Here is a 22,431-nt window from a genome sequence, read left to right as displayed (position 1 = left end):
GGCAACCTGCTCGTCCAGGTGCTTGGCCATCGCACTGACCTGGGACTTCGACAGCTGGGTGACGCCGAGGGACTCGGCGAGCTTCTCAACTCTGCGCGTGCTGACGCCGAGCAGGTAGGCGGTGGCGACCACTGAGATGAGGGCCTGCTCGGCCCGGCGGCGGCGTTCCAGGAGCCAGTGCGGGAAGTAACTGCCCTGGCGCAGCTTGGGAATGGCGAGTTCGACGGTGCCGGCGCGGGTGTCCCACTCGCGTGGGCGGTAGCCGTTGCGGTGGTTGACGCGTTCGTCGCTGACCTGCCCGTATTCGGCGTTGCAGAGGGCGTCGGCCTCTGCGGACATGAGCGCGTCGGCGAACGTCTTGACCATCGCGCGCAGCAGATCGGGACTCGCCGCAGCGAGGTCGTCCTCGGCGAGCGCGTGCAGGGGCAGACTGTCAGGTGCGGTCATCGTGCTGATCTCCTTCGAGCTTCGACATCTCGAAGATCAGCCGGTGGCCGTTCTTGTATCCGGGCACTCACTCATACGCCGGGACAAACGCCCGGATCAGGTGGGAGCCCGTACACCACTTCCCTGGACGCAACCGGGCCCGGTGGTGGGAACGCGAATTGACGCGGCAAGAAAGGACTGATCGTGGGTTCTTTGCGCCGGAGCCCAGATCCGGGGACGGCGAGGAACTCGGACTACTGGTGCGCGAGTGCTTCGATGATGCCGTGCGGTGGAGTTCTGCCCGGGGCCGCGAGGACGCGGAGGCCATGACGCGCGGTGATCGCCGTGGCCTTGAACGGAACCTTGTCCGGGCGGTGGAGACGGAGATGGGGCGCAAGGCCCGTCCCTTTGAGCTGCAGGTGACGGAGCTGCCAGTCGTTGGCGCGGTCGGCTGGCGCGTCTCGCAGAAGCATGTCGTGGTCAGCCGGGCTCTGCGGGAGGACGCCGCGGCGTATCACCAGTGGCTGACCCCGGTGATCCGCGAGCTGGCCTGACAGCGGGAGCCCGTACCCGGCGCCCGCCGCTCGGGCTCCAGACCGATCGGGAGCACGGAGACCGGACGTGTCGGCACGGACGGACCGTCATCCACCCATGACGGCAGCCCGCCACGACGCCAGCAGATACCAACAATCAACGAACGTGACCTGCGTGCACTGCAGATGGCAAAGACTGATCAGCCAATCCGAAAACTGATAAACCCGCGCGCATGGCGCCGACCACGCAGAGGAACACGTCCCTCTCTCCCAACCCCACACCACAGACCACGAGCAGCACCAAACTGATCAACCCAGTTCAACACACCCAGTCTTGATCAGAAAAACTGCTCCTGTACATGGACGCACTGCGGGAGCTGGGCGTGGAGTGGGCCTGACGACGAACGGGGAAGCGTGCCGTCCGCATCTGGCGATGCACCGAGGCTGGGTCATGGTGGCGGCGGTGGGGCGGTGAGATACGGCGCGAGTTGGGCCTCAAGATCTGCGACGCGTTTGTCCAGGAAGCGATTGTTCTGACGGGCGCTGGCCAGACGCTCTTGGAGGCCCTGGTTGTCCTGGGTGAGCTGTCGTACTTGCTGCTTCAGGCCGGTGTTCTCGGTGACGATGCGCTGCAGTGAGCCTTCGGGGAGATCATGTTCGAGGTCGCGGATCTTGCCGAGGAGTTCAGTGCTGCGAGGTCTCAGGCGCGGAAAGCGGTACTCCAGGTGGCGGACGGTCCGCGCTGGCTCGAACCGGCTGGCTCGAGGACGGCGCCATCCAGGTGCTGAGCGGTACGCCGCAGCTACGGGCCGGCGAGCTGGAGCCGCGCCGCAAAGAGCTCCTGGACGCACCAGAAGCCGGGATGGTCTGGGAGCCGGGCGAGGAAGCCTGCGAGAAGAAGCTCGCCGCGCTGCGGTCCTACCGGCGGGCCACGGGGCACCTCGCTCCGCGTCAGGAGGCGGTCTGGGGTGAGGGCGAGGCGATGGTGCCCATCGGGCAGTACATGGCCAGCCTGCGCCGGAAAGGCGGCAACCAGCTCCGGAAAGCGAAAGGGCCCACCGACTTCCGTCGGCGGGCCCTCGCGAAAGATTGAGGCTAAAGGATGATCATCCTGTCGAATGTGATGGTGAGCGCCATCTGGTCCCTGCCGACCTCCTCCTTGGTGATCACCGGGGACAGGAACGCGTACTGCTTGAGGGTGTTTCCCGCGAAGTCGAGTGTGCTGACGCTGACGAAGCCCGGCCTCGGTTCTCGAGGGTCATTCTGACTCGCCAACCATGAGTCGATGATGGAGTGGGCGCCAGAGTACCTTACTATATACAGTTCATTTACAGCGGGGAAGTCGACTTGTGTCAGGTACTCGGCGAAGGTGCCATTCACGCTGAACGCGTAGTTCTGCACGGGCGCGGCGGGCGGCAGGATGCCGTCGGAGACCGCGTCGGCGGCCGGGGCGTGCGGCGGTGTACTCGCTGAGGCGACCGAGGCCGAACCGGCGACGAGACCGACGGACAGCATTCCTGCAGCGATCAGCGCGCATAAGCGCCTAGCGTGATCGAGATGACGTGTCATTGAAACCTCTCGGATCGAGTTGGTGTCGTGTGGTATCAAGCTAGTGCCTGACCATGAAGGTTGACGGTGCCGGCTATCACGCCATGGGCGATGTCAGCGCACGGCGTTGCAGCATCCGCACGTTCTTTTTCAGCCGCTCAGCTCGACCGCACGGCGTACTCCGTTGGCGTAAGCCTCGGGCTGTTCCCAGGCTGCGAAGTGGCCGCCGGCAGGGTGTTCCACGTAATCGCAAACGTTGAGGAACGCCTCGGCGTAGCTTCGCGGTTCCGGTTTGATGTCGCGCGGGAATACGGAGAGCACGGTCGGCGTGTCGACCCGGTCGGGAAGGGTGACCGGTTCGGCATAGGTGGTGAACGAGGTGCCGATCGTGCCGGTGATCCAGTAGACGGTTATCCAGGTGAGGAGTTCGTCTGTCGTGAAGGCCGACTCGTCGGACCAGGACTCCAGCTTCTCGGCGATCCAGGCGGCGAGGCCGGCGGGTGAGTCGCCGAGAGCGACGGCGAGCGTGTTCGGCCGCGTCGACTGCTGCGCGATGTATCCGCCTTCGGTCCGGAACCACTGCGCCGACCGGTGGAGGTAGGCCGCTGCGTCGGGCGCGAGTTTCGCCGGGTCGGCGGTGAGCGCACGCTGCGGGGCGATGTTCGTCAGGTGCAGTGCGGCCACCCGATCCGGGTGTTCGGCCGCGAGGAGTTCCGCGATGGTGCCGCCCACGTCGCCGCCGGAGACCGTGTACCGCGAGTAGCCGAGCTCATCGAGGGCGTCCGCGAGGACCCCGGCGATCCGGTGGGCCGACATACCGGGCTCGGTGAGCGGGGCCGCGAACGGGAAGCCCGGCAGCGCCGGAACCACCACGTGCATGTCTGCGAGCAAAGGGAGAACGCGCTCGAAGCGCAACACCGAGTCCGGCCAGCCATGCAGCAGCACGACGACCGGGGCGCCGGGATCCGCGGACCGCTGGTGGATCACACGCAGGTCGGTGTCGCCCGCCCGCACCGTGGCCCAGGGGAATCCGTCGATGCGGCGCTCGTGCACGCCCCAGTCGTACCCGTTCGCCCAGTGCTCGAGCAGTTCGTCGAGGCGGGAGCTGCGGATGCCGCGCGTCCCGTCGTCACTCCACGGCGTCGTGACGCGCCGCGTCCGCCGGAGTCGTTCCCGCATCTCCCCGTTCATGTGTATCAGCGTACACATGATGTGTATGCTTGTACACATGACTTTGCGCAATGCAGCCGCCACCCGGAAGCGGATCCTGGGGCACGCGCGACGACTGTTCGCCCAGCACGGGTATGCGGCGGTCACCGTCAAAGACGTAGCCGACGCGGCCGCTGTGTCCCCCAACCTCATCACCCGTTATTTCGGTGGCAAGGAGGGGCTCTTCCTGGCGGCAACCCGGGTGGAGATCCCGGTCTCCGACTCCTTCGACGGTGACCGTTCCGGGCTGGGTTCGCGTCTCGCGGCGAGCATCGTCCAGCGCTGGTTCGGCGCCCCCGGGGAGGATCCGCTGCTCGTCCTGCAACGCGCGTCCGGCGAACGCCCTGAGGCGGCCGAGGCGCTGGCCGCCTTCCTCGACACCAATGCGCTGGAGCCGCTGTGCCGCTACCTGCGCAACAGCGGCCTGGACGAGGCGGACGCCCGCAGCCGAGCCGCAGCGATCGACGCCTTCGTACTCGGCGTCTCGACCCGCCGCCGGGTCCTGCGCTCCGAGCTCGGCGACCCCGCCCACCTCCAGGCATGGCTCAGCGCCACCATCCAACGCCTCGCCGACGGGTGACGAACGACAGCAAGAAGTACTGAGTACCTGTTCTCTGAACCTTTGGGAACGCGCGGGCCCGGTAGCTGAGCCCGGCGGGTCCGGCCGACCAGAGCGTCGGCACGCAGGTTACGCAACGCGCGGCGTACGCAGTCGGTGTCCTGCTGGTCCGGCAGCAGCGGCGCCTTGAGTTGACGGAGCATGGCCAGGCGCAGCCGGGCGAAATCCAGGAAGGAGGACCTCACCCCGGATCTTGGTGCCCGCCCGGGCGGACCAGGCGCCGAACTCCTTTGGCATCTCCCGCCACTGCGAGCCGGTCTTGAACCGCCAGATCACCCCCTCGAACTGCTGCCGCAGTCGCTCGGGGTACGGGCCGTACTCGCCGATCGGCAGGTATGGCTCGACGAACTCCCACTCGTCGTCGCTCAGTTGCACTCGCGTCACACAAGGCGATCTACCAGTCCAGGCCGTGCCGCGAGGGCGAATCTGCAGATTGATCACGCTCAATACGTGCCCTGGCGCAGGGCGGCGGCCAGCCGTGGCGACCTCGCCCATGGTCCCTCCCCGGGGAGCTGCGTACGGGACGTCACCAGTCCAGCACGTTCGCTGGCGGAGGCGGAGGCTTGGACGTCATCACGGCGCAGATTGACCGGGCCCGTTCCGGACGTGAGCGGCTGTGTCGGATCAGCGACCATGGCGGCTTGTCCGCCCGGCGTCGCGCGCGGAACCGCCGTCGCGCGCGACGAGTACCAGCGGCGCCCGGTCCCGTCGCCCGGAGCCTGTCCCACCCTCCCAGCTTCTCTTCCTGCTGTAGGGCGTGGACCGGGGGCGTAGAGGGGATTGTCGGCCTCCCGGCCACGGCAGGGTCAGCGTTGGGAACGCCTAGGGTCTGTTGCGAAAGTGGATCTTGTTCGTTGATGATCACGTCCTGTGGGACGTGGGGACCTGACGAACGGCCAGTGGGCCCGGCTTGAGCCGTTGCTGCCGCGGGGCATCAAGCCGGGTCGGCCGCAGGTGTGGACGCGGCGGCAGTTGATAGACGACATACGGTGGCGGACCCGGACCGGTGCGCCTTGGCGGGACGTGCCCGAACGTTACGGGCCGTGGGACCGGGTCTATGACCTGTTCCGGCGCTGGCAGCGGGACGGCACCTGGGGAAGGATCCTCACCCAGCTCCAGGCCGAGGCGGACGCCAAGGGCCTGACCACCTGGGACGTCAACGTCGACTCCACCGTCTGCCGGGCCCACCAGCATGCCGCCGGGGCGGCGAAAAGGGGGACCTCCAGAAGGAGCCGCCCGGCGGGATCTTCGTCGAGCCGGGCGACCACGGCCTCGGACGCTCCCGTGGCGGACTGACCAGCAAGATCCACCTCGCGGTCGAGCAGGGGCAAAAGCCCTTGTCCGTCGTGATCACGGCCGGGCAGCGGGGCGACTCCCCGCAGTTCGAAGCGGTCCTGGAAGCCATCCGGGTTCCGAGGCTGGGGCTCGGCAGGCCACGCAAGCGCCCGGACCGGGTGCGGGCCGACAAAGCGTACGACTCCCGCGGCAATCGCTCCTACCTGCGCAGACGCGGGATCAAGGCCACCATCCCGGTTCCGGCGGACCGTGTCCGCAACCGCCTCAAGCGTGGATCGCGTGGCGGGCGGCCCCCGAAGTTCGACAAGGACGACTACAAGCAGCGGCACGCGGTCGAATGCGGGATCAACCGGCTCAAGCGCCATCGGGTCGTCGCCACTCGGTACGACAAACTCGCCGTCCGCTACGAAGCGACAGTGCTGGTCGCAGCCATCAACGAGTGGCTGTGACCAGCACTTTCACAACAGACCCTAGTCGGCCCCGACCACCGAGATGTCGTGCGGCGACCGCGGATCGATTTCGTAGTGGGTGCCGAACTGGCTGCTGAAGCCGATCACCCGCACCCTCTGCCCCTGCTTCAGGCCGGAGACGTCGATGCCCGTCTGCACATTGAAAAAGACCGGCACGGGGCCCGAACCGTCGTCGACGGACAGCTTGTACCCGTAGGGGAGGTCGCTCGTGGGTGCTTGAGTGATCCTGCCTACGGCCTTGACGAGCCGCCCCTCGGTGGCCTCTCCGACCCCGGCGGTGCCGACCCGCTCCGGTTTCACCGACCGGCCCTTGTGACCGACCTCGACATCGGAAGGGTCGGCCGGGACGAGGGTCAGCAGTCCGGAGCTGTCCCGCAGCGTGCCGGTGATGCGTGCGCGCCGATACGGGTACGCATGCACGTCGCTGTGCAGGCTGACGTAGATACCGGCGGTCCTGTCCTGGAGCGCGAATCCCTTGTCGCCGAAGCTGGATTCGAAGGCACCGGAGGGAGTCGTCACCGAGCCCGCCACGGTGACCACTGTCCCGACCGGCAGGCCGCGGGCCTGGGCGATCGAGATCGTCTTCGCCTGCGGTGCGGCGACTGCCGAACCGGTCCCCAGCACGGGTGCCACCATCAGGGCGAGCAGGGGTGCGAAGAGCAGCATGAGAAGCCGACGGGTCAGGCCCATGAATGCACTGTCCTTTCCGAAAACCGACACCTCCCAAGTGTGCGTGCACGCCGCGCACTTCACACACACGCGCGACCGTCGAGTGACGCTTGGTCAGGGCCGAACGCTGTGTGAAAGTGCCACCTGGAGTGACAGGTGTGGCAGTCATGGTCTTTTTCCAGGGCGTGTTCGGACGATCACGTGACTGCCTGCACCTGGGTCGGCTCCGGATGCGACTACGGGGACAGAACTAGCCTCGTCGGTCACCGGATGGCGCGAGCGCCCACCCGGCCGGAGCCAGGACGACCACCCGGCTCCAAGAACCGCAACCCCGCCATCACCCGTGCGAGTTCCGGGGGTGAGCCCCGTACCGTCGGCGAGCTGACCCGGGCGCTGGCCGACTCCTACGACGGGCCGCGCGCCCCCACGTCACCGGACAGTACCGACTGAGACATATGTTCGCCTGTCACCCCGACAAGATCGGAATGACAACAGCCTTTACAGCTTGGCTCTGAAGCTGATCGGAAAATCGATCTTCGGGAGGGCAGGCGGCAGCATCCGGGCCGCTTGCGGACCGGATGTCGGGGGGTCGGTCAGGCGGCCGCGGGTTCCAGGGTGACCTGGTGGCCGAGGGCCTGGAGCTGGCGGACGAGGTCGCGGGTCTTGCGGGCGGGGTTGAGGTGACGTTGGTGCCAGTCGGCGCCGAGTTCCTGGTAGGAGGCGTCCGGGTCGTTGATCAGGTGCCAGGCGATGACGAGTATCGAGCGGGCGACGGCGACCAGGGCTTTGGCGTGGCCACGGCGTTTGACGATGCGCCGGTAGCGGGCGCCGAGGAAGGTGTCGGTGCGGGCGGCGGCATTGGCGGCCTCGCCGAGGGCTCCCTTGAGCCAGGGATTGCCCTGCCCGGCCGGGCCTGTGGTGTTCTTCGCGCCGGACTGGATCGTGCGTGGGCACAACTTGGCCCACGAGACGAGGTGTTCGGGGGTGGGGAAGCGGCTCATGTCCGCGCCGATCTCGGCGAGGATGATCTGCGCGGTGGCCGGCCCGATCCCGGGGACGACGTCCAACTTCTCGGCCGGGGCGACAGCGCTCAGGCCACCGGCGCACGGGTCGGCTGCTGGGCCGTCGTGCGGGGAGGTGATCTCTTCCAGCGTGTGGGCGATGAGCCGGTCGAGTTCCTGGATCTGGACGGTGAGATGGTCGACGGTGCCCAGCAGCACCCCCAGCAGCCGGGCGTGGTGGTCCTCGAACTGCCCGGTCAGAGCCTCGATGAGGGCGGCCTTCTTCTTGACCAGGCTGCCCTTGGCGAGGCCGGCGAGGGTGCGGGGGTTGCGTTCGCCGGCGACCGGCGCATCGAGCATGGCCCGTCCCGACATGCCGAAGAGATTCGAGACGACGTCGGACAGTTTGACCTGCGCGTCCTGCAGAGCCTTGTCCACCCGGTGCTTGTGGCGAGTGCGTTCCTGGACGAACACGGTGCGGGTCCGGGTGAAATCACGCAGTTGCCGGACGGCCTTCGGCGGGACGAACGAGGCCCGGACCATGCCGCGTTCGGCGAGCTTGGCCAGCCAGACCGCATCCAGCTTGTCGGTCTTCGGGCGCCCGGGGACGTTCTTCACATCGCGCGCGTTGACGAGCCAGCAGTCCAGTCCGCGGGCCTCCAGCAGGTAGAAGAACGGACGCCAGTACGAGCCTGTCGCTTCCATGACGACCCGCTCGACGCCTTGGCAGACCAGCCGGTCACCGAGTTCCAGGATCGCGTTGGTGGTCGAGGCGACGTTCCAGACCTGCTGGACGCGCCGCCCATCAATGGTGTCATGCGGGACGCGCAGGCAGACCATGCCAGATGCCTTGGCGATGTCGATCGCCGCGACTCGCGAGACCGTCCCGTCGTCGTGGTCTTCTCTCAACTCCTCCATCAGGTGCCCCCTGTTGTGCTGGTTCGGGCCGGGGCTGCCCGGGGAGCCTGAGGGGGTCGGAGAAGCTGATCGGCGTGCTCAAGAGGACAGTGTGCGGCCCCTCGGACGGCTCCCTCACCAGACTCCTATGCGGGCTCACGGCCCAAACATCAAGCGGCGTCGGCGGACAGCCCCTGTGCCGATTTTCACGCCCGCGGGGCGTCACCGCAGGTGAACGGTCGACTCCTATAGATCGTCAAGTTGTAGTAGACGGCAACGACGTGGTGGGCGTGGCCGAATGCCCCGCCTGGCACGATGGCTCACTGCCGAAAGAGCTGGGAGCCGGTCAGCGGCCACCGGCCTCGGCGCAGTGCCGTCCAGCGCGGGGAGCGCGGTCACCAGCCGCGGCTCGACGGCCTGCGTGCGGGTGCACCAAACCGGCCGTCCCAGCAGCGGACAAGGCGCGCTTTTCGGCCAGTACTCGCAGGTAGCGAGAGTGAGGCCGGGGCGGAGGGCATGATCGCGGTCGTGTACCGCGAAGACATGCCCTGCTGCGTGCGGTGGGAAATCCAGATGCACGAACGGTTCAGCGGCGTGTGGATCTGCAAAGACTACGGCCGCGCCACCATCAGCGCGAACCCCACCGAGGTAGGCCGCGCCGTCCTCGCCGCCTACCTCGCCGGCCAGGACAGCCGGGGGGAAACGTTCCGCGTCACCATCCGCACCGACAGCGGCAACCCATCCGTCGTCACTCCCGGCCAACTCACCGAGCCCAGCTGGACAGCGGACCCGGCCATCTGCCAGGTCCTGCCCGCCTACCTGCGCAACGCCCTGGCCACCTGACCCCCAGCAGAGCCACCAGCACGGGTGGAAGGCACCTGGAAGGCGGGCTCGCCCAGGAGGCGGGGCCGGCCAGTCCTCGGCGGGGAAGCTCCACCCGCGCTCGGCAGGGGACGGGGCGGGGCGGCAGTGGCTGCTCGCCCTCCGGTGCACCCCCATCGGGATGCGGAAGGCGGAGTCGGCTTGTCGGGGCGGCCCGGACCAGGGCGCATGACGAAAGGGCCGCCCCCGCCCCGCCGTTCTGATACGGCCGAGCATGATCGACCGTATCCCCCGCCCGTACGCTGCCCCGTGGGGCAGGTTCAGCGATACGCAAGGCCATCTGCGGCAGCCGGGGGCAGCGCCCGCCGGGACGGCGCCGGGGTGGGACGTTGCTGCCCTGGTACACCGGTCCCTTTAACGCACCTCATCTCATCGCGTCCGCAGCGACACGCTGCCGGGCGGGGTGAGCAGGCGTCAGCAAATCACCTCAAAGGGCTAATGATATGTCAATCTCCTTATTTGCAAAACGACTTGAAGCCATGTCAGCCGATTCGAAGCACGGCATGCGGGGCCTGCGGGTACACCGAACGGACCCCTGACGCCCGCTCTCCGATTTGCCCGATATGACAGCTATGGGGGTTGTCAGTACGTTCAATCACGTCGGCTGCCGAGCCGGCATCTCTGAGACAGGAGAAGCAACGTGAAGATCTCCCGTTCCCCCCTTGTCACTGCCGCGGTCGCCGCCGCGGCGGCCCTGACCGCCACCGGCATCACCTACGCCTCGGCCGCCCCCGCACCGGCGGCCCAGAGCGCCCCGGCACCCTTCGGCGGCAGCACCGGACAGGGCAACGACAACCAGAGCAAGGGCAACGAGAGCAAGGGCAACGAAGGCCGCAACAACGAGGACCACAACAACGAGGAGGGCCGCATCCAGATCAACGAGCGGTCCTACTCCTCCCACCCCGGCGACTGCATCACCGTGATCAGCGGCCTGGGTGCCAAGACCCTGAACATCCGCAACGACAGCCGCAAAACCGTCGAGGTCTTCCGCGGCGCGGTGTGCGACAACGGCGCCCCCGTCGCCGAGGTCGGACCCCACAGCCAGAGCGACGGGGTCCACGTGGACTGCACCGACGGCATCGACATCGAGAACGGAGTGGTGGGCAGCTTCCGGGTGGTCAAGCACCACGGCGACCACGACGAGGACCGGGACTGACCCTGAACCGGCCGCATGACGTGGCATCCCGGCCCGCCGCAATCGGGCCGGGACGCCAGACCCGACCATTGTCCGACAACCACACGCCGCGCACGCCCTACCCAAACCGGACGAGGGACGCTCCAGGCGGACCCGCGCGGCCATCCTCCCGCTCCCACCGGCCAAGCCACCGGACGACTGCCGCCCCCACACCTCCCGTTGGCGCCTGACCCCCGCGACGCCCCCCGGCCGGCTTCCGGGCATTCGGACACCGCCAAACGGGCGAGGAAGGGCCCGAGCCGCGCGCCATATGCGATAGCCCCGTGACCAGGGGCACGGGCAAGGGGCGATGCGACACCCGGCGAGACGGCCCAGGCGCGGGAAGAACGGGGGACGTTCTCGGCGCAGTTGTCCGAGGCTCCCGGTCCCGTGTAGGCGTCCAGACCGACCTCGCGGTTCTGGACCAGGCGGGTGATCGCGGCTCGGACTGCATCGTTCACAGCGGCGTCGACGGTGCGGCCGGAGCCGGCGGTGAGTGTGTCCGCCTTGACGGTCCACTGCTGGCGCTTTTCGGATTCAACGGCGATGCATACGGCGTTCTGCGCCATGGCCCAGCGGTATGCGGCGTGGAAGGCGTCGGTGCCGGTGGCATCCGACATCAGGTGTGCGGGGCAAGGGACCGGGAGAGACCGCACGAGCACATTGTGCTAAATATCCCTTTGTAGACATTCAGTTGCTGCATGCCTTCTGCGTGGGCCGGAGTAAGACGGATCGCCAAGCCGCCAACCTGTCGAAATAGGGGTGGTTTAGCAGTTTTAAGCGTGGTGACGGCGGGCCCGAGCGCCGGGTTCACGCCTCGTGCGACCGGGATCGCGCCCTTTGCCGCCGACCGTGCTCGGGGGAACGCTGGGCGACCGCTCATCGGCCACCATGCGGGGTGATGACGTGCCTGTGGGAGTCGTGAAGTGGTTCGATCCTGAACGGGGTGTGGGCCGCGTCGGGCAGGACGGCGGAGGGCCGGATGCCGTGGCGTACCGGTCAGCGGTTCGGGGTCCTGGGGATGGGACGTTGCTCGTGGGCGAGATGGTGGAGTTCGACCTCACGGTCGACGCCGCGGGCGTCCGCGCGGACAACATCTGCCGCCGTAGAGATGGGGCTGGGGGCAGTGCCAATTCCTGAAATCCCGATGGATGCCGCAGGTCAAAGCGGTTCCGAGGGGTGTCCTATGTCGTCCTGGGACCATTCCGTGTGCCGGGGGAACAAGAAGGTCTCCAGGGCGTCCAGTCCGAACAACATGAGCACGAGCAGTACCGGCAGGAGCAGAGCAACCACGACCATGACGCTCTCCCGGTGGAGCAGTGATCGCGGGAACGCGATGGCAACAGACTCTTGGCCAGACTGCTCCGAACGGGGCAACGGCGCTTGTTCAACGCGAGAGCGTGTAGGCCGTTCGGGTGATATTCGGCTGTACCGAGCCAGGTCCCTGACGGGTTCCGGTGATGGTGGGTTGGCCGCAGGCCGGGCCCCGGTGACCTCTCTGACCGAAAACAGAAGGCTCGCCTGGAGAAGCTGATCGCCTCCGGCTTCGCCTCGCGCACCGAGCCCCGCCCGGAGCCGGAGTCCGAGCCGTGGCGGGGACCGCCTGTGCGGACGCATCGGCGCCCACCGGCAAGAAAGCCAAGCAGACGGCCAGGCGCGCGGCCAGGGTCCAGAAGCATCGGGGCAGGGAAGCCGAGGAAGCCCAATACCGGCAGGTCAGCGAGATCGAGTGCCTGCGTGACGAGGCCGCCACCGAGCTGCCGCGCGCTTCCCTTCTGCCCAGGGCGGCTGAGAAAGAACTCGCAGCTACCTGCCGCCGCGTAGCGCGGCGATGGCGCGCAAGGTCGCGGAGGATCTGGAGGAACCGCAGCCCGCCGCGCGGATTCAACCACATCGACACCACGTAACCCGTCGTTGGGCAGGGCGTGGATGCTCGCGGTGTTGAAAGGGGCTCTTCGCGGCCTTGCCCGGGGCGTGCTGGCTCCCGCCTGAGTCCGATGATCACAACGGTGCCGTCGCGGGTGAGCAGGGCGAAGCGGCCGGCGCCGTGGAACGCACGGACGGTGATAGTCGCCGTCGCGGTGACCACCGTGATCTGCGCGGTGGTGTCCGCCGTGATGCGCGATCTCCCCCGTTGAGCGTCTATGAGCTGTTCGGGGAACCGGTAGTGCGGTGCTGGCGCGCCGCCGCCGGACAGCAAACGGACGGGCCGCAGGATAAGCCTGCAAACGGGCGGGGCGGCAGGTCCGATCCCCCGGCGGCGCCTGCCCAACTCGCGGGTCCTGTACAGCCCGCGGGATACCCCGCCCGGCTGCACCCTTCCTCCAGCAACGCCGCCACACCGTGCCCGTGCCCCGCCTGCACCAACACCAGACCCTGCCAGGGGGAGCATAGGTCGAGCAGTGGACACCAAGCGTGAGGAACATGCGATGGCTACAGGAACCGTGAAGTGGTTCAACGCAGACAAGGGCTTCGGGTTCATCGCCCAGGACGATGCCGGGCCGGACGTCTTCGTGCACTTCTCCGCGATTCAAAGCTCCGGGTTCAAGTCCCTCACGGACAACGACAGAGTCGAATACGACCTGGTCCAGGGACCAAAGGGACCACAGGCCGAAAATGTAGTGGTCCTCGAGGGGTAGGCCACGCCGGCTACCCAGCCGCATGGAGGCCGGCGACGCGCAACCTGGTGAGCATGCGGATCGCATTCGAGTTGGTGGTGGTCGAGCAGGTGCGATTCGTCGATCACGACGGCCGGGGTCCGGCCGCGTTCATCGGCCTCGGCAGCCGGCGCCGCGGAAGCTTGAGCTGCCAAGGCAGCAGCGAACCTCCGTCCGGCTCGGGGGATCCCGGACGGAGGCCCATCTCCATCGTGCGCCCTTGCCGCCCCCCTGCGACCTCACCGCAGCAGCGGTGTAGACCAGGCCTTCCTCAGCGGGCCGGCGCTCACGCGCTAAGGGCCGCATCGGAGCCCTCCTCGGCCGTGGGGTCGGCCGCGAGCAGGGCGTAGGTCCCCGTAGTTTACAAGAGGCTCACAGGCTGCGGCTGGAGCCCCGTGACGGCCAGGCGGCCACCCTCGGCATGCAAGCGCCGACGCAGCAACAAGAGCAGGTTCAGCCCGCTGGAATCCATGAAAGACACGCCGGACAGATCCAGGTACAGCGGCTCGCCGCCCAAGGGGGTGACGAACGCGGCCCGGGACAGCTGGGGACAGGTCTGCAGGTCTATCTCCCCGCGCACGGTCATCAGGTTCACCCCCACCTGCGTGGGGAGGACGGCCGGTTGGCCTTGTACGCGGAGTACAGCAGCGGATCACCCCCACCTGCGTGGGGAGGACGGGTCTCCGGTCGGGACGGGGAGGGTAGGGGGCGGATCACCCCCACCTGCGTGGGGAGGACTTGCGGTGCACCCCGGGGGCCTCCCCGATCAGCGGATCACCCCCACCTGCGTGGGGAGGACGCGTCCCTCGGCGGCCCACCTGGTGACGGTGCCGGATCACCCCCACCTGCGTGGGGAGGACGCTTTCTGACCTGCAGCGTTGCGACCGCTTTACTTTTCTTTATCAATGTCCGTGGGATCGTCCACACCTTATCGCCAGCCGCTGCGAGTGGCGGAAGATCCCGCAGGGCCCGGGACACGATGCGCACGCCTTCAAAGTTCTCGCCACAAAGCACGTGTTCTGCTCGGCAACCGCTATTGGGAACGGTCGTTTCAGGCGGCGGCCCGGTGGCCGGCTGAGGCGGCCATCAGTTGAGGCCGAGGCTGCTGAGCGCTGTGGTCCAGTCCGTGACGATGGCCCGCTGGGCCGCGGCGAGGGTGACCTTGCCGGAGCAGACCGCGGTGTGCAGTTTCGTCTCCACCGGGTCCTTCTTGTTGTTGATCTCGCCGCCCTTCTTGTGGCCCGGGTCGGCCGGCTCCACACACAGGTTCCGCGGGTCGTTGGGGTCTCCGCCGAGCTGGAGGCTGATGAGATGGTGTCCGGGGTTCACATCTTGTGCCGCTGACGACGTCGAGGCTTGGCAATGTAGCCGATTCACGCTGATTTCATCCGTCATCTGGCGTTGCGACGGTGAACGGAGATATTTGCGCTGGTGACAGCGTCAGCCGCAAGGCGCCGACGGATGCAAACCAAGGACGCGTTCAAGGACTGACTGGCTTCCGTGGGCGCCTTGCAGACGCCATGAGGGATTACCTGGTGGGCGGGGCTGTGATCAGGTCCATGCCCGGGTAACGGCCGGTGACGAAGCCCGCGGCTTCGTACACGGGCTTCCCGGCCTTGCTGGCGTGCAGTTGGATGTAGTGGATGCCTGCTCCGTGGAGCCAGTCGACCAGTTCGTCCACGATGCGGCGTGCGTGGCCGCGGCCGCGGGCCGGGGCGTCGGTGACGATGCCGTCGAGGTAGCCGCGGCGCCCGTCGGGCCAGCGCGGACCGGGCAGATGGTAGGTGACCCAGGCCATGCCGCAGGCGAGGAGGGGTTCGCCGGGGTCACTGCCGACGACGAGGCAGACGTAGTCGTCGCGGCGGTTGATGCGTTCGTCGAACCAGTCGCGGGCGATCCGCCGCCATGGTGAGTCAACCGGCCCGGGGTTGGTGCCCAGGCTCTCCAGCGCGACGGCGCGCAGCCGGATCAGCTCTGCAATGTCGGCTGTGGATGCCTTGCGTGGCTGCATTTCGTGGCTCCCCTTTCTGTTTTGGCCCGCTTCAATGGGCCATGGTGAGCAGGACGCGACCGAAGGGCCGGTCCTCGATCAGATGACGCTGCGCTTCGGCAGCCTGTTCCAGCGGGAACACGCGGGCGATGGTGGAGGTGATGCGGCCCGCGCGCAGCCATTCCAGCAGGGTCACGCGAGCGGAGCGGGCGACATCCGGAGGGGTCATCGTGAACGTGTAGCCGTAGGCGGTGGCGTTCTTCCATATCAGGTCGGTGATGTTCACCGTGCCTTCGGTGCCGCCTGAGTATCCGACGCCGACGTAGACGCCGCCGTGTGCGAGAGAGGCGATGCAGGGACCGAGCAGCGGACCGGCGACGCCGTCGACCACGACGTCCACGCCTCTGCCGTCGGTGATGCGCGCGACGCCGTCGGTCAGGGATTCGCGGGACAGGTCGATGACGTGCTCATGGCCGGCGGCGCGGGCGGCTTCGGCTTTGTCGGTGCGGCTTGCGGTGGAGACGGTCAGGGATGCGCCGAGTTCGCGGGCCACGTCCACCGTCCCCATGCCGACGGAGCCACCGATGGCTGGCGCCAGGACGGTGCCGCCGGCCTTCAGCCCGGCAAGTCGGGTCAGGACGAGGTAGGCGGTGCTGTATCCGGCACCGGCGAACAGCGCGCAGGCGGCCTCGTCGCTCACCCCGTCAGGGATCGGTATCAGTTGGCGGGCGTCCGCGGTCAATTGCTCGCGCCACGTGCCGTCGGTGCGCCAGCCGAGCCCGCCGCCGACGACTACGACGCGCGCCCCTTCCGCCAAGCCGGTCGCCCCGGGGTCGGTGATCCGTCCCACCGCGCCGCCGCCGGGTATGTGGGGCGGGGTCTGGTGCAGGGAGGGGTCCATCCGTCCTGCCCTGATGGTGTTGTCGGCCGGGCTCACTTCGGCGTAGGAGAGCTGGATCGACGCCCGGCCGCCGGTGGCCGGTTCGGGGGGACGGTCCACGAGCCGCAGTTCCTCGTAGCCGCCGTGGCGCCGGTACTCGATCGCTCGCATGGCGTTCCACCTCCGTCATTCGGATCACGGGTTCTTCAGTAGCCCCTTGGTGATCCAAGCCAATGAAACAGATTCTGTTACAACTGAGGGCAAGAGTGAGCGGCCCGGCCCCCTCAGCGCTTCAGTCGGAGCGTGAGGTCAGGGTGTCTCGCAGGACGTCCGCGATCGAGACCCCCGCGAGTTGCCGCCGCACGGCCTCCTCCGTGTCGACGTAGACGCGGCGCAGCGCGGGCTGGATGCCGCGGCCGACGGGGCACGCCTGGTTCGGTTCACCGCGATGCAGGGCGAACAGGGGTTCGTCGTGCACCGCCCGGTAGACGTCGAGCAGGGCGAGGGACTCAGGCTCGCGTGCTAGCGTCCAGCCGGCCCCAGCGCCGTGCCGGACCTTCACCAGGCCCGCCTTCCGTAGATCGGCGAGGCTGCGCCGGATCACTACCGGGTTGGTGGCCACGCTTGTGGCGATCTGGTCCGAGGTGACGACGTCACGCCCGCGCCCGTGCACCAGGGCCATCCAGGTCAGCACATGGACGGCGACCGTCATCCTGCTGTTCGCGCTCACGTCCTTCACACCCCCTTGCTGCAACAGTAACAGTTACAGCATCGGGGCCAGGTGTGCGGATACGTCGACCAGGGCCTGTCTTGAGTCATGATCACTTGCAGGGTGAGGCTGCGGAGCCAGATGACCGCATGGCACCACACGTGGGCCGATTTCCCACCCGAGGCAACTCCCGGATGCCGGATGCTTCCGCGCCTCTGGCAGGCTGAACGCGTGACGTCAGGTACCGCCGAGGAGTTCACCGCCCACCGCCCCAGGATGTTCGGCCTGGCCTACCGGTTGCTCGGGTCCGCCGAGGAGGCACAGGACGCGGTGCAGGACGCGTATCTGCGCTGGAGCAGCGCCGACCGTGCGGCGATCGAGCACCCGGGGGCCTGGCTCGCCAGGGTCGTCACCAACCTCTGCCTCAACCGGCTCACCTCGGCCCGTGTGCAGCGCGAGCAGTACGTGGGGCCGTGGCTGCCGGAACCGGTGTTCACGCAGGACGGTTCCCTCGGCCCCCTGGAGTCCGCCGAGCAGCGCGACGCCGTGTCGACGGCACTGCTGGTGCTGTTGGAGAGGCTCACGCCGACGGAGCGCGCGGTCTACGTGTTGCGCGAGGCGTTCGGCTACAGCTACCGGGACATCGCCGGGGTGCTTGACCTGAGCGAGAGCAACTGCCGCCAGCTGTACCGCAGAGCGGTCCAGCGGGTGGCTACGCCCGAGGTCCGCTTTACAGCGGGAGGCAAGCAGCAGCACGAACTCGTCAAGTCCTTCGTCATGGCAGCACGCGAGGGCGATCTGGCAGGACTGGAGAAGCTGCTCGCCAAGGACGTCACCTGGTGGAGCGACGGCGGTGGCAAGGTCACCGCGGCCCGGCGGCCTCTCGTCGGCCGGGAGACGGTTATGCGCTTCCTGGTGGGCGGCGTGCAGCGGTTTGCCGGCGGCTGGGACTTCGCAGTCGCCGAGGTCAACGGAGCGCCGGCGCTGGTGGTGCACGCGGCCAAGCAGCTCATCGCCGTCGCCTCCTTCGAACTGCGCGACAGCGTCATCGCCCAGGTGCGGGTCGTCATGAACCCAGACAAACTCGCGTTCGCGGGCCAGCAGTTCGCCGCAACCGTCCCGATGGGGTGACCCACGGGTGGCAGTGGTTGCGAGGAGCCTGTCACATCTGCGGGTGCTCGTCGGTTCTCAGCGGATGACGTGCGTTCCACCGGGGAGCGCACGCACACCGAAGGGATGAGAACTGCGATGACCACGATCCTGGTGACTGGCGGCACCGGAACGCTCGGCCGGCTCGTCACTGAGCGGCTGCGCGCAGACGGGCACGAGGTGCGCGTGCTGAGCCGGCACTCCTGGCCGTACGCCGTGGACCTGCGCGAGGGCACAGGGTTGGCCGCGGCCGTCGCGGGCGTGGATACCGTCGTGCACTGTGCGACCAACCCGCGCGGCGGCGACGAGCAGGCGGCACGCCATCTGATCGAGGCGGCCCGCCGGGCCGGGGTGCGGCATCTGGTGTACATCTCGATCGTCGGCGTCGACCAGGTGCCGCTCGGCTACTACCGGACCAAGCTCACCGTCGAGAGGCTGATCGAGGAGTCCGGACTCGGCTGGACCGTGCTGCGCACGACGCAGTTCCACGACCTGGTGCTGCAGGTCCTGCAGGGCTCGGCGAAGCTACCGGTCATGCTGCTCCCGGCGGGGGTCGCCGACCAGCCGATCGAGGCGGCGGAGGTCGCCACCTACCTCGCCGAGCTCGCAACCCGGGCGCCCGCGGGGCGGGTGCCGGATATGGGCGGGCCCGAGGTCCGTACGTTTCCGGAGCTCGCTGGGGCCTATCTGCGGGCGAGCGGACGCCGTCGCCCCCTGCTGAACGTACGCCTGGCAGGCAAGACCTACCACAGCTTCCGGGCGGGTGGGCATTTGACGCCGGAGCGGGCGGTGGGCAAGGTCACGTTCGAGCAGTTCCTGACGGGGCGTTTTCCTGCGCGAGGCTGATGCCCTGAGGCACGTGCCGGGCGTGAAGGCGCCCCCCACAAGCCGAGGGAGCCCCCAACGTGAGATCCGGCTTCGGGACGCTGGCCAGTCTGGTAGAACGCCGGCGGGGCACGTGCGGCACCTAGTCGACGATGAATGGGAGTTGATCGGGCTGTTCCTGCCGATCGGCAGGAACAGCCCGTACCCGCAGCGGCTACGGCAGCGGTTCGAGAGGGTGAGCTGGCGGTTCAGTATCGGTGGTCAGTGGCAGGACGCACCGGGCGAGTTCGGAGCCGAGCAGACCGTCTACCACCGCTTCGTCCATCGGATGTGACGACTTCGACTGGCATGGGGAGGCGGGATGGCGTTACCGGTCAGGGTCCGTGGGCTGACCCAGCAGGAGGGGCAGAAGCTGCAGCAGATCGTTCGGGGGGCAGCACCAGCTCGGTGCGGTTTCGGCGGACGATGATGGTGCTGGCCTCGGCCGGCGGCAGCACGGTCCCGGTGATCGCGCGGTTGGTCCAGGCGGATGAGGACACCGTTCGGGACGTGATCCACCGCTTCAACGAGATCGGGCTCGCATGCCTGGACCCTCGGTGGGCGGGAGACCGTCCCCGCCCGCTGAATCGTGACGACGAGGACTTCGTCATCCAGACGGCCACCACCCGCCCAACCCTGCTGGGCAAGCCCTTCACCCGCTGGTCGGTCCGAAAGCTCGCCGAGCACCTGCGGCGCAACATCTCCCGGCCAGTGCTGATCGGCCGGGAAGCCCTGCGCTGTCTGCTGGTCCGCCGGGGGATCTCCTTCCAGCGCACGAAGACCTGGAAGGAGTCCCCAGGCCAGGCCTTCGACGCCAAGCTCGCCAGGATCGAGTACGCGATCAACGAAAGACCAGACCGCACGTTCGCGTTCGACGAGTTCGGCCCCCTCGGCATCCGTCCCGTCGCCGGATCCTGCTGGGCTAAGCAGGGCAAACCGAACCGGCTGCCGGCCACCTTCCACCGCACCCACGGGATCACCTACTTCCACGGCTGCTACTCGGTCGGCGACGACAAACTGTGGGGCGTCAACCGCAGACGCAAAGGCATCGACCACACCTGGGCAGCCCTGCGAGCGATCCGGGCCACCCGCCCGGACGGCGGCCCCATCTACGTGATCCTCGACAACCTCTCCGCCCACCTGAACTGGAGAATCCGCAGGTGGGCGGCAAAGAACAAGGTCGAACTGTGCTTCACCCCGACCTACGCATCCTGGGCGAACCCCATCGAGGCCCACTTCGGGCCGCTGCGGCAGTTCACCCTGGCCAACTCGCATCATCCGAACCACACGATCCAGACCCGGGCCCTGCACGCCTACCTGCGCTGGCGGAACAAGAATGCCCGCCACCCTGACGTCCTGGCCGCCCAGCGCAAGGAACGCGCCCGCATCCGCAGCGAGAAGGGCCTTCGCTGGGGAGGCCGACCCCCGCTCGTTGCCTGATCAAGCAGCCTGGTGCGCCGCCTACTCGAGTCCACCGGCACGGAGGGCATCCTCGATCTCGCCGAGCTTCGCTGACGACAAGACTCCCACCTGCTCGGTCAGATCTTCCTTGGCCAGCGTGACCAGCCAAGTGCACGGGACAAGACCGGGACGTGGCAGCGCCACTCGAAGCACGCCCTCGAGAGGCAGCCCCTCGGGCGACCCCACTGCCACCTCGACGGCCACACCGCTGATCTCGGTCCCCGCAGGAGCGACGACCTGCATCGCTCGGAACCCGGACGCTTCGTCTCCTGACAGCAGTACTACCGGCCGCCGCTCGTCAAAGTCCGCCAACCAGACCTCGCCCCGCTGCATGTGCCCTCCCGACGCAGGATCGCGGGGGAACCTTCCACGCCCCGGACCAACACCTCATTGTCGGCCGTAATCCAACCAGTCCAGCGGTCGCAGCGGCCAGCGAACCCGGTGAACCTTCGCGGTCACAGCACTAAGGGCTTGGTCAGGTTGTATCGCGTGGGTATGTCGCGGTGACAGGTGGGGCAGGCGCCGGTCCAGACCGCGAGGAGTAACTGCATCTCGCGGACGACCTGGTAGAGGCTCAGGCCGGCGCCGTCTCTTTTGGGGTCCGGGCCAGTCGCTGGAGCGTGCAGAAGGCGTGGGCGGCGGAGACGAGGGTGACGTGGTGGTGCCAGCCGTTCCAGGTGCGGCCCTCGAAGTGGGCCAGGCCCAGGGCCTGTTTCATCTCGCGGTAGTCGTGCTCGATGCGCCAGCGGAGTTTGGCCAGCCGCACGAGCGTGGTGAGCGGAGTGTCGGCGGGCAGGTTGGAGAGCCAGAACTGCACCGGCTCCGGCTCGGCGGCGGGCCATTCGGCCAGCAGCCAGCACGCGGGCAACTCGGCTTGCCCGACGGCCTTGCGGATCTCGCGTCCGGCGGGCCGGATCCGCAGCGCCACGAACCGCGAGTACATGCGCTTGAACCCGCTGCGGCCGCTGCCCGGGCGGGAGCCCTCTCGCCACTGCACCGGCCGGGCCGCCGGCTTCCCCGCGGCGATGACCAGCTCCTTCACACTCCTGGGCGCCTCGGGATAAGCCGGCTGGGGCGGGCGCCCGCGGCCGCTGTGGGGCGGGGTGTGCGGCCTTGCGTCGTGTGGGTGGGCCGTGACGGTGGTCGAGCTGCCCACCACGTAGTGCAGCCGGCGTGTCTCCAGGCCGAGCCGGAAGGCCGCGGTGTCCCCGTAGCCGCCGTCGGCCACGGCCAGGGGGACATCGATGCCCCGGGACCTGCTCTCGTCGATCATGTCCAGGGCCAGCTGCCACTTCTCGACATGGCCCACATCCGGCGGGATGCCGCACCGCTCGCGACCGGCCACCTTGCCCGGGTCGGCCTGCGGCGAGGTGGGATCCCAGCTCTTGGGCAGGAACAAACGCCAGTCGATCGCCGCCGAGGCGGTGTCCGAGGCCAGATGCAAGGACACACCCGCCTGGCAGTTGGTGACCTTGCCTGCCGTGCCCGTGTACTGCCGCGACACACACGCCGACGCGTCGCCGTCCTTGATGAAGCCCGTGTCATCGATGATCAACGCGGTCGGTTTGATGGCCGTGGTCATCTTCCACGCGAGGCGGGCCCGCACATGCGCCGGATCCCACGGGCTGGTCGTGATGAAGTGCGCCAGAGCCTGCCGGTTGCCGTCCTCACCCAGCCGGGCGGCCATAGGCTCCACCGATTTCCGCTGCCCGTCCAGCAGCAGCCCCCGCAGATACACCCCGCCCCACCGACGCTGATCCGCCCGCGCGAACGGCTCGAACACATCCGCCGCGAAGTCCTCCAGACGACACCGGACTTCATCCAACTCCTCAGGTGTCACACCCGGTCAACGACGCAGCTCCTCAACCGGACACGCCACCGACAAATGAACCTGACCAAGCACTACTAGTGCTGGATTCCTCTTTCTCGGGGTATATATCCAGGTGGCGGGGTGTTTCGGGTGCTCGGGGGCGGGTGCGGGACGGTGGTGTTACGGG

24 protein-coding genes, 4 pseudogenes and 1 CRISPR repeat array are annotated in these 22,431 nt (G+C 68.1%); of the genes and pseudogenes, 14 read left to right on the top strand and 14 right to left on the bottom strand.

The window, feature by feature from the left end; translation table 11 throughout:
* On the bottom strand, window positions 1–447 hold a 447-nt coding region (locus ACFYMM_RS42955), incomplete at its 3' end, for a transposase (protein WP_388397991.1).
* A 239-nt stretch (window positions 448–686) separates the two neighbouring features.
* Here ACFYMM_RS42955 and ACFYMM_RS42950 point away from each other — a divergent pair.
* The 3 genes and pseudogenes from ACFYMM_RS42950 to ACFYMM_RS42940 all read left to right on the top strand — a co-directional run.
* Entirely contained in the window at window positions 687–980 is a 294-nt protein-coding gene (locus ACFYMM_RS42950) for a hypothetical protein (RefSeq protein WP_388397989.1), read from the top strand.
* 467 nt (window positions 981–1,447) lie between these two features.
* On the top strand, window positions 1,448–1,597 hold the full coding sequence (locus tag ACFYMM_RS42945) for a hypothetical protein (protein ID WP_388397987.1): 150 nt from the start codon (window positions 1,448–1,450) through the stop codon (window positions 1,595–1,597).
* Between the two features lie 164 nt (window positions 1,598–1,761).
* Window positions 1,762–1,989 (top strand): annotated as a pseudogene (locus tag ACFYMM_RS42940) (hypothetical protein); the annotation flags it as partial.
* A gap of 65 nt (window positions 1,990–2,054) precedes the next feature.
* Here ACFYMM_RS42940 and ACFYMM_RS42935 read toward each other — a convergent pair.
* The gene (locus tag ACFYMM_RS42935; protein WP_388397984.1) at window positions 2,055–2,528 is read right to left on the bottom strand and encodes a hypothetical protein; all 474 of its coding nucleotides are present in this window, start codon (window positions 2,526–2,528) and stop codon (window positions 2,055–2,057) included.
* Between the two features lie 129 nt (window positions 2,529–2,657).
* Complete coding sequence (locus tag ACFYMM_RS42930) at window positions 2,658–3,698, bottom strand: epoxide hydrolase family protein (protein ID WP_388397981.1); 1,041 nt, start codon at window positions 3,696–3,698, stop codon at window positions 2,658–2,660.
* A gap of 37 nt (window positions 3,699–3,735) precedes the next feature.
* On the opposite strand from ACFYMM_RS42930, the gene ACFYMM_RS42925 reads away from it, so the two are divergent.
* A complete protein-coding gene (locus ACFYMM_RS42925; RefSeq protein WP_388397979.1) occupies window positions 3,736–4,296 on the top strand; it encodes a TetR family transcriptional regulator in 561 nt (186 codons plus the stop codon).
* A 237-nt stretch (window positions 4,297–4,533) separates the two neighbouring features.
* Here the strand turns inward: ACFYMM_RS42925 and ACFYMM_RS42920 are convergent.
* Window positions 4,534–4,719 (bottom strand): annotated as a pseudogene (locus tag ACFYMM_RS42920) (transposase); the annotation flags it as partial.
* A 486-nt stretch (window positions 4,720–5,205) separates the two neighbouring features.
* On the opposite strand from ACFYMM_RS42920, the gene ACFYMM_RS42915 reads away from it, so the two are divergent.
* A protein-coding gene (locus ACFYMM_RS42915) for an IS5 family transposase (RefSeq protein ID WP_388397976.1) occupies window positions 5,206–6,080 on the top strand; the annotation gives its coding sequence in 2 pieces (ribosomal slippage) (window positions 5,206–5,596 and window positions 5,596–6,080; 876 coding nt in all).
* 21 nt (window positions 6,081–6,101) lie between these two features.
* On the opposite strand, the gene ACFYMM_RS42910 is transcribed toward ACFYMM_RS42915, so the two are convergent.
* Window positions 6,102–6,791, bottom strand: coding sequence for a hypothetical protein (locus ACFYMM_RS42910; protein WP_388397973.1), 690 nt, complete (start codon window positions 6,789–6,791; stop codon window positions 6,102–6,104).
* Window positions 6,792–7,040: 249 nt separating this feature from the next.
* Here ACFYMM_RS42910 and ACFYMM_RS42905 point away from each other — a divergent pair, with 249 nt between their 5' ends.
* Window positions 7,041–7,220, top strand: coding sequence for a hypothetical protein (locus ACFYMM_RS42905; protein WP_388397970.1), 180 nt, complete (start codon window positions 7,041–7,043; stop codon window positions 7,218–7,220).
* A gap of 143 nt (window positions 7,221–7,363) precedes the next feature.
* Here ACFYMM_RS42905 and ACFYMM_RS42900 read toward each other — a convergent pair whose 3' ends face one another.
* On the bottom strand, window positions 7,364–8,689 hold the full coding sequence (locus tag ACFYMM_RS42900) for an IS110 family transposase (RefSeq protein ID WP_388397967.1): 1,326 nt from the start codon (window positions 8,687–8,689) through the stop codon (window positions 7,364–7,366).
* Between the two features lie 507 nt (window positions 8,690–9,196).
* Between ACFYMM_RS42900 and ACFYMM_RS42895 the strand changes: the two genes are divergently transcribed.
* The 3 genes from ACFYMM_RS42895 (at window position 9,197) to ACFYMM_RS42885 (ending at window position 11,864) form a co-directional block, all read left to right on the top strand.
* Window positions 9,197–9,511 (top strand): hypothetical protein, encoded by a 315-nt coding sequence (locus ACFYMM_RS42895; RefSeq protein ID WP_388397964.1) that lies wholly within the window; start codon window positions 9,197–9,199, stop codon window positions 9,509–9,511.
* A 679-nt stretch (window positions 9,512–10,190) separates the two neighbouring features.
* Window positions 10,191–10,706 (top strand): hypothetical protein, encoded by a 516-nt coding sequence (locus ACFYMM_RS42890; protein WP_388397961.1) that lies wholly within the window; start codon window positions 10,191–10,193, stop codon window positions 10,704–10,706.
* A gap of 909 nt (window positions 10,707–11,615) precedes the next feature.
* The gene (locus tag ACFYMM_RS42885) at window positions 11,616–11,864 is read left to right on the top strand and encodes a cold-shock protein (protein ID WP_388397997.1); all 249 of its coding nucleotides are present in this window, start codon (window positions 11,616–11,618) and stop codon (window positions 11,862–11,864) included.
* A 21-nt stretch (window positions 11,865–11,885) separates the two neighbouring features.
* Here the strand turns inward: ACFYMM_RS42885 and ACFYMM_RS42880 are convergent, their stop codons facing one another.
* Window positions 11,886–12,023, bottom strand: a complete 138-nt coding sequence (locus tag ACFYMM_RS42880; protein ID WP_388397959.1) for a hypothetical protein — start codon at window positions 12,021–12,023, stop codon at window positions 11,886–11,888.
* Window positions 12,024–13,153: 1,130 nt separating this feature from the next.
* Here ACFYMM_RS42880 and ACFYMM_RS42875 point away from each other — a divergent pair.
* The gene (locus tag ACFYMM_RS42875; RefSeq protein ID WP_388397994.1) at window positions 13,154–13,363 is read left to right on the top strand and encodes a cold-shock protein; all 210 of its coding nucleotides are present in this window, start codon (window positions 13,154–13,156) and stop codon (window positions 13,361–13,363) included.
* A gap of 379 nt (window positions 13,364–13,742) precedes the next feature.
* Here the strand turns inward: ACFYMM_RS42875 and ACFYMM_RS42870 are convergent, their stop codons facing one another.
* From ACFYMM_RS42870 to ACFYMM_RS42850, 5 genes and pseudogenes are all read right to left on the bottom strand, one after another.
* Entirely contained in the window at window positions 13,743–13,967 is a 225-nt protein-coding gene (locus ACFYMM_RS42870; RefSeq protein WP_388397957.1) for an STAS domain-containing protein, read from the bottom strand.
* 1 nt (window position 13,968) lies between these two features.
* Window positions 13,969–14,242: direct repeats of the CRISPR family, unit length 30 nt; unit sequence CGGATCACCCCCACCTGCGTGGGGAGGACG.
* A 225-nt stretch (window positions 14,243–14,467) separates the two neighbouring features.
* Window positions 14,468–14,695 (bottom strand): annotated as a pseudogene (locus ACFYMM_RS42865) (hypothetical protein); the annotation flags it as partial.
* 214 nt (window positions 14,696–14,909) lie between these two features.
* A complete protein-coding gene (locus ACFYMM_RS42860) occupies window positions 14,910–15,392 on the bottom strand; it encodes a GNAT family N-acetyltransferase (RefSeq protein WP_388397954.1) in 483 nt (160 codons plus the stop codon).
* A 31-nt stretch (window positions 15,393–15,423) separates the two neighbouring features.
* Window positions 15,424–16,422 (bottom strand): zinc-binding alcohol dehydrogenase family protein, encoded by a 999-nt coding sequence (locus tag ACFYMM_RS42855; protein ID WP_388397952.1) that lies wholly within the window; start codon window positions 16,420–16,422, stop codon window positions 15,424–15,426.
* A gap of 121 nt (window positions 16,423–16,543) precedes the next feature.
* Window positions 16,544–16,981, bottom strand: coding sequence for an Rrf2 family transcriptional regulator (locus ACFYMM_RS42850; protein WP_388397949.1), 438 nt, complete (start codon window positions 16,979–16,981; stop codon window positions 16,544–16,546).
* Window positions 16,982–17,191: 210 nt separating this feature from the next.
* On the opposite strand from ACFYMM_RS42850, the gene ACFYMM_RS42845 reads away from it, so the two are divergent.
* The 4 genes and pseudogenes from ACFYMM_RS42845 to ACFYMM_RS42830 all read left to right on the top strand — a co-directional run bounded on the left by ACFYMM_RS42845 (window position 17,192) and on the right by ACFYMM_RS42830 (window position 20,413).
* The gene (locus tag ACFYMM_RS42845; protein ID WP_388397947.1) at window positions 17,192–18,091 is read left to right on the top strand and encodes an RNA polymerase sigma-70 factor; all 900 of its coding nucleotides are present in this window, start codon (window positions 17,192–17,194) and stop codon (window positions 18,089–18,091) included.
* Window positions 18,092–18,208: 117 nt separating this feature from the next.
* Window positions 18,209–18,955 carry an SDR family oxidoreductase gene (locus tag ACFYMM_RS42840; protein WP_388397944.1) on the top strand — a complete coding sequence of 249 codons (747 nt, stop codon included), beginning with the start codon at window positions 18,209–18,211 and terminating at the stop codon, window positions 18,953–18,955.
* A gap of 112 nt (window positions 18,956–19,067) precedes the next feature.
* The gene (locus tag ACFYMM_RS42835; protein WP_388397941.1) at window positions 19,068–19,268 is read left to right on the top strand and encodes a transposase; all 201 of its coding nucleotides are present in this window, start codon (window positions 19,068–19,070) and stop codon (window positions 19,266–19,268) included.
* Window positions 19,269–19,295: 27 nt separating this feature from the next.
* A pseudogene (locus ACFYMM_RS42830) lies at window positions 19,296–20,413 on the top strand (IS630 family transposase).
* A 21-nt stretch (window positions 20,414–20,434) separates the two neighbouring features.
* Here the strand turns inward: ACFYMM_RS42830 and ACFYMM_RS42825 are convergent.
* Window positions 20,435–20,767, bottom strand: coding sequence for a type II toxin-antitoxin system PemK/MazF family toxin (locus tag ACFYMM_RS42825; RefSeq protein ID WP_388397938.1), 333 nt, complete (start codon window positions 20,765–20,767; stop codon window positions 20,435–20,437).
* Between the two features lie 241 nt (window positions 20,768–21,008).
* Window positions 21,009–22,274: an IS701 family transposase gene (locus tag ACFYMM_RS42820; protein ID WP_388397936.1), complete on the bottom strand. Its 1,266-nt coding sequence runs from the start codon at window positions 22,272–22,274 to the stop codon at window positions 21,009–21,011.
* Between the last annotated feature and the right edge of the window lie 157 nt (window positions 22,275–22,431).

The sequence above is a fragment of the Streptomyces sp. NPDC006739 genome, from assembly GCF_042869815.1.
GTDB lineage: Bacteria > Actinomycetota > Actinomycetes > Streptomycetales > Streptomycetaceae > Streptomyces.
Note: the sequence above shows the minus strand (reverse complement) of the source record. Positions and strands in the feature narration are given on the sequence as shown.

Bases quoted from the DNA above. Each gene is read 5' to 3' on its own strand.
- ACFYMM_RS42935 (WP_388397984.1), bottom strand. From the start codon at position 2,528: ATGACACGTCATCTCGATCACGCTAGGCGCTTATGCGCGCTGATCGCT.
- ACFYMM_RS42930 (WP_388397981.1), bottom strand. From the start codon at position 3,698: ATGAACGGGGAGATGCGGGAACGACTCCGGCGGACGCGGCGCGTCACG.
- ACFYMM_RS42925 (WP_388397979.1), top strand. From the start codon at position 3,736: ATGACTTTGCGCAATGCAGCCGCCACCCGGAAGCGGATCCTGGGGCAC.
- ACFYMM_RS42910 (WP_388397973.1), bottom strand. From the start codon at position 6,791: ATGGGCCTGACCCGTCGGCTTCTCATGCTGCTCTTCGCACCCCTGCTC.
- ACFYMM_RS42905 (WP_388397970.1), top strand. From the start codon at position 7,041: ATGGCGCGAGCGCCCACCCGGCCGGAGCCAGGACGACCACCCGGCTCC.
- ACFYMM_RS42900 (WP_388397967.1), bottom strand. From the start codon at position 8,689: ATGGAGGAGTTGAGAGAAGACCACGACGACGGGACGGTCTCGCGAGTC.
- ACFYMM_RS42885 (WP_388397997.1), top strand. From the start codon at position 11,616: ATGCGGGGTGATGACGTGCCTGTGGGAGTCGTGAAGTGGTTCGATCCT.
- ACFYMM_RS42880 (WP_388397959.1), bottom strand. From the start codon at position 12,023: ATGGTCGTGGTTGCTCTGCTCCTGCCGGTACTGCTCGTGCTCATGTTG.
- ACFYMM_RS42875 (WP_388397994.1), top strand. From the start codon at position 13,154: ATGGCTACAGGAACCGTGAAGTGGTTCAACGCAGACAAGGGCTTCGGG.
- ACFYMM_RS42870 (WP_388397957.1), bottom strand. From the start codon at position 13,967: ATGACCGTGCGCGGGGAGATAGACCTGCAGACCTGTCCCCAGCTGTCC.
- ACFYMM_RS42860 (WP_388397954.1), bottom strand. From the start codon at position 15,392: ATGCAGCCACGCAAGGCATCCACAGCCGACATTGCAGAGCTGATCCGG.
- ACFYMM_RS42855 (WP_388397952.1), bottom strand. From the start codon at position 16,422: ATGCGAGCGATCGAGTACCGGCGCCACGGCGGCTACGAGGAACTGCGG.
- ACFYMM_RS42840 (WP_388397944.1), top strand. From the start codon at position 18,209: ATGACCACGATCCTGGTGACTGGCGGCACCGGAACGCTCGGCCGGCTC.
- ACFYMM_RS42825 (WP_388397938.1), bottom strand. From the start codon at position 20,767: ATGCAGCGGGGCGAGGTCTGGTTGGCGGACTTTGACGAGCGGCGGCCG.